The organism is Longimicrobium sp. (assembly GCF_048594345.1).
Lineage (GTDB): Bacteria > Gemmatimonadota > Gemmatimonadetes > Longimicrobiales > Longimicrobiaceae > Longimicrobium.
The window spans coordinates 1-3,399 of record NZ_JBMDXM010000052.1; the positions used below are offsets into that span (position 1 = coordinate 1).

The following is a 3,399-nucleotide window of genomic DNA, read 5'->3' on the forward strand; positions in this document are numbered from 1 at the left end:
GCGGTTGGGGTTGTGCGGGATGGTGAGCCGCCCCCCGCCCCGACCCTCCCCCGCAAACGGCGCGGGGGAGGGAGGTGCGACGCACCTCCGGAACCGCCAACGAAGTTCGCCCCTCCCCGTTCGTTCCTCACGGAGAGGGGAGAATTTCGATCCCGTTACCGAAGGTGCGTCGCACCTCCCTCCCCCGCGCCGTTTGCGGGGGAGGGCCGGGGAGGGGGGCGGCTCACCATCCCGCCCCACCCCTTCCGAAGCCCGCGGTCGCCTGCCCCACACCCAACCTCCCCCGGCAGTTTCGGGGGAGGTGGGCCGGTGGTGCCGGCCCGGAGGGGGCGCCTGCGCGGAGCCCTCCGAAGCTCACCGCCACCTGCCCAACACCCAACCTCCCCGGCAGTTTCGGGGGAGGTGGGCCGGTGGTGCCGGCCCGGAGGGGGCGCCCGGCGGACGCCAGTTCGATGCATCCATAGCCGAGCCCTCCCTCTCCCGTCCGCCGCTCCCTACTCGTTCCGCAACGCGTCCATCGGCTGAATGCGCAGGCCGCGGCGCGCCGGGCCGGCGGCGGCGAGCAGGCCTACGGCCATCATCAGCGCCGCGACCATCGGCAGGAGGACGGCGCCGTTGCCGACGATCAGCAGCCCGCCGGACGCGCGCTCCAGCACGCCCGCCACCACCATCCCCACCAGCAGCCCCGCCCCCAGCTGCCCCGCCGCGCGCGAAAAGATGCTGCGCAGAATGCGGCGCGAATCCGCACCCAGCGCGGTGCGGATGCCGATCTCCCGCCGCCGCTGCATGACGGTGAACGACATCAGCGCATAGATCCCGGCGGCGGAAAGCAGCAGCACGCTCAGCGTCACCAGCGCGAGCGCCAGCGCCGCCACGCGCAGCCCCACCTGCAGCTGCCGCAGCACCCGGTCCAGCGGCAGAATCTCGTGCGGCCACACGCCGGGGTCCAGCGCCGTCGCCATCTCCCGCAGCCTGCCGGAGAACGCCGCCGGATCGCCGTCCGTCCGCACCGCCAGGCTCACCGGATAGACCTGCCCGGGCGCCATGGGATGATACAGACGGGCCTCCGTCCCGGGACTCATCGCGTTGGGAAAGTCGTCCACCACGCCCACGATCTCGTACCAGCGCTCCGGCTGCACCCCCTCCGGCGTGCGCGCGCGGCCGCCTTCGCGGTATCCCTCCACGTGCCGAATGCGGCGCCCCAGCGCGGCGCCATTCGCCAGGTACCGGCGGACGAAGCTGCGGTTGACGATCACGCCGGCCGACGCCGCGCCCAGGTCCACCGCGCCAAAGCGCCGCCCCGCCAGCTGCGGGATGTCGAACGCGTCGAAGAAGCCGGGATCCACCCGCCCGTAGAGCACCTCGTGCCCCGCGGTGGAGGGCGGTAGCGCCACGCCGTCGATCTCCACCCGCACCGTCGGCTCGCGGCCGGGAAGCTGCGCGGCGTAAGTCACCGCGCGCACGCCGGGCTCCGCCTCCAGCCGCCGGGCCAGCTCCGCCTGCACGCCCGCGTAGCGCGCGTCGAAGGCGCGGTCGTACGCGGCCGTGTCTGCCGTGGGCGGCACCTCGCGCTCCATGTTCAGCCGCACGGTCAGGAACTCGCCCGCCTCGAACCCCGGCGCCGCCATCCCGTAGCGAAGGAACTCCCAGGTGTTGGATACGGCCGCGGGGAGCACGGCCACCGCGAACGCCACCTGCGCCACGATCAGCACCGTCCAGGTGCGCCCCAGCCGCAGCCCGGTCGCGCCCCCCAGCTGGTGCAGCGTGGACTGCATCAGCCGCCCCGTCGCCTGCACCGCCGGCACCACGCCGGCGATCACCGCCGCGCCAATCGCCAGCGCCGCCACGTACAGCACCGTGGTGCGCGACAGGCCAAAATCGATCCAGAACGGGATCGCGCCGCTCCCCGGCGGCGGCAGCAGAAAGGCAAAGCTGCGCAGCGCCTGCCGCGCGATCAGCAGCCCCACCACCGCCGCCGCCGCGGAAAGCAGCAGCGCCTCCGCGAACAGCTGCGCCACGATGCGGCGGCGGCTGGCGCCCAGCGCGCTGCGCACCGCCATCTCTCCCTGCCGGGCGGCCGTGCGGGCGTACACCAGGATCGCGACGTTCACGCACACGACCACCAGCAGCAGCGTGGCCAGAAAACGCATCCCGTGCACCTGCCACAGCTCGTCCAGGTCCGCGAAGACGGCCGTGTACGGCAGGACGCGGGGCCGCAGCCGTGTGTGCGTCCGCGGCAGCTCCGCGCTCGCCCGCCGCCCCAGCGCCTCCAGCTCCGCGCCGGCGCTCTCCATCGTGGCCCCCGGCGCCAGCCGCCCAAAGACGTTCAGCACGGGCCCCTGGCGGCGCGCGTAGTCCGCCGGGTCCATCCACAGCGGCACCCAGAAGCGGTGGTCCACCGGAAAGGCGAAGTCCGGCGGCATCACCCCCACCACCGTGTGCACCGTGCTCCCCAGCCGCACCTGTCGCCCCACGATGCGCGGATCGGAATCGAAGCGCGTCCGCCACACCTCCTCGGCGATCACCACCACCGGCGGCGCACCCTCGCGCTCGTCGCCGTCCACCAGCGGACGGCCCAGCATCGGCGGCACGCGCGCCACGCGAAAGCCGGACGCCGTCATCTCGGCGACGATGACCTGCTCAGCCTCGCCCTCGGCCGTGACCAGGTTGCGCGGAACGGTGCGGAACGCGCCCAGGTCCTGCACCGACTTGAGCTGGCCTCGCCACTCGGCGAAGTCGTGGACGACGTGGCGCTCCTGATTGTTGGCCTCCGCGTCCCACTGCTCGACAAGCACCACGCGCTCGCCCTCGTCCAGCGGCAGTGTGGAGTAGAAGATGGCGGAGGTGACGTCGAAGATCCCCGCACCGATGGCGATCGCCACCGCCATCCCCAGCCCGCCCACCAGAGCCAGCCCCGGATATTTGATCAGCATCCGCCCGCCCAGCTTCAGGTCGAGCCAGGATATGCCAGCACTCACGTCGCCTCCAGGCGCTGTGTAGTCGTTCGATTGATGGTGCCTGTGCGCCAAAGTGGATTCACGGCAACACGGGCGATGTATCGCAAGGCGTCCGGGTGCGGGTTTGCCGACGGATCGAGGCTCGACGAATGGGCATCCGGCTGCGTCCGACGCGGTGCCCCTCCCCCGCCCCCTCCCCGCTCGTTCCTCGCGGAGAGGGCAGAATTCCATCCCGTTTCCAAAGGTGCGTCGCACCTCCCTTCCCCGCGCTGTTTGCGGGGGAGGGCCGGGGAGGGGGGGCGCTCACCATCCCGCGCCACCCCTCCGAAGCACCCGAATCCCTCCTCCACACCCAACCTCCCCCAGTCTTTTTTGGGGGAGGTGGGCCGGTGGTGCCGGCCCGGAGGGGGCGCCCCGCGGACGCGGTCGATGTGTGCGTAGA

1 protein-coding gene is annotated in these 3,399 nt (G+C 72.7%); it reads right to left on the bottom strand.

Features of this window, described 5'->3' with window-relative positions:
• Positions 1-494: 494 nt before the first annotated feature.
• Positions 495-2,933 (bottom strand): ABC transporter permease, encoded by a 2,439-nt coding sequence (locus ACOJUJ_RS06255; protein ID WP_420125995.1) that lies wholly within the window; start codon positions 2,931-2,933, stop codon positions 495-497.
• Positions 2,934-3,399: the final 466 nt, after the last annotated feature.

What these genes read in the sequence shown, in the direction of transcription:
- ACOJUJ_RS06255 (WP_420125995.1), bottom strand. Translation starts at nt 2,933, where the DNA reads ATGCTGATCAAATATCCGGGGCTGGCTCTGGTGGGCGGGCTGGGGATG.